The sequence below is a fragment of the Algoriphagus aurantiacus genome, from assembly GCF_035156405.1.
GTDB classification, from domain to species: Bacteria; Bacteroidota; Bacteroidia; order Cytophagales; family Cyclobacteriaceae; genus Algoriphagus; species Algoriphagus aurantiacus.
On the sequence record NZ_JAXRUT010000068.1, the window covers coordinates 1 to 1681 of the forward strand.

Consider the following 1681-nt stretch of genomic DNA (forward strand, 5'->3'; position numbering starts at 1 on the left):
CCTGACTTCAGCATAGTTTTTCGGAATATTTCATAACACACTGACAATGGTATTGTTGTAAAATTCGCGTCACCGATTTGGGTGACGCAAGGCGTTTAAGGACTATATTTGGATATGTTTGTCCGCAAAAAAAAGAACCGTTCCGGTACCACCAGCATTGTTGTAGCGGTTAAGGTGAAGGGTAAATTTAAGGAGGTTAAGACAGTTGGTATCGCCCGGGATGAGGCCGAGATTGAACGGTTATATAAGGAAGGCAAGCTCTGGGTTGATAATCATGCGAATGGAGTGGATTTATTCCAGCAACATACCCAGGAGAAGGAAGAAGCGCTTCTTACCAATATGTTGCTTTCCACTATTGAAAACATCCTTCACAATGGCATCCAACTTATCCTCAATAGGGTGTATGACTCGATTGGATATGATGCGATAGATGATTATATCCTCAGACAACTGGTCATCTCCAGATTAAGTCAGCCGATGAGCAAATCCGCAACGGTTGAATACCTGAAGTCGCATTTTGATGAGGATCTTCAATTGGATAAAATCTATCGGTATATGGACAAGCTCTATAATACGCAACAGGAATCCATCCAAAAAATCAGCGTGGAACATACCAGAAAGATATTGGGGGGTAAAATCGGCTTACTGTTTTATGATGTGACCACACTTTATTTTGAGTCAGATTATGGTGATGGTTTCAGGGAACCTGGTTTTTCCAAGGATGGCAAACACAGCCAACCCCAGATAGTACTGGGCCTATTGGTGAGTGAGGGCGGATACCCATTATCTTATTCCATGTTCAATGGCACCCAATACGAGGGGCACACCATGATTCCGATTATAGATGATTTTGTCAGGCGGTTCAAGCTGGATGATTTTGTGCTGGTCGCTGATTCCGGTCTGATAAACACAAAGAATATCGACTTTCTTAAAGCCCAGGGATACAGGTATATTATAGGGGCACGCATAAAAAATTCTACTAAGGCCGTAAAAGGTTGGTTACTCCCACAAGAAAAGGTGGAAGGTACTTTTAATGAAAAAACGGTTTCGCATGGGAGACTGATAGTGGGTTACTCTGAAAAGCGGGCTAAAAAGGATGCCTATAACCGAACCAAGGGAATTACCCGTTTGGAGAAAGCATTTAAGGCAGGTACCATTTCTAAAGAGAATATAAATAAACGTGGCTATAACAAGTTCCTGGTGATCTCAAAAGATGTCCAGGTGACGATAGACAAGAGCAAGGTGGAAGAGGATGCAAAATGGGACGGCTTGAAGGGGTACATAACAAATACAGATCTGCCGGCAGCAGAAGTCTATGCTCAATACAGCAGCTTATGGCAGGTGGAAAGGGCTTTTAGGATTACCAAGGGGACAGTTGAAATGAGGCCGATGTTCCACTTTACCCCTAAACGGATAGAGGCCCATGTATGTGTGTGTTTTGTAGCTTATAAAGTCTACAAGGAACTAGAGCGGGTATTAAAGAAAAATCTGTACAGGATAAGTGTAGATAAGGTCTTAGAAATCGCTAAGACGGTCACTACACTGAGAATAAAGCTACCACAAAGTGGAAAAACGGTCAACAAAACAATGATTATTACAGAAAGACAGAAAGTAATCGCACCATTATTTGAAGATACTTTTTGGAAATCTCAAATTGGGTGACGCATTGCGGAAGTCAGGA

The 1681-nt window shown here is 42.1% G+C and carries 1 protein-coding gene; it reads left to right on the plus strand.

What is annotated here, in order from left to right:
• Positions 1-114: 114 nt before the first annotated feature.
• A complete protein-coding gene (locus SYJ56_RS25740) occupies positions 115-1662 on the plus strand; it encodes an IS1634 family transposase (RefSeq protein ID WP_323839263.1) in 1548 nt (515 codons plus the stop codon).
• Positions 1663-1681: the final 19 nt, after the last annotated feature.

Bases quoted from the DNA above. Each gene is read 5' to 3' on its own strand.
- SYJ56_RS25740 (WP_323839263.1), top strand. From the start codon at position 115: ATGTTTGTCCGCAAAAAAAAGAACCGTTCCGGTACCACCAGCATTGTT.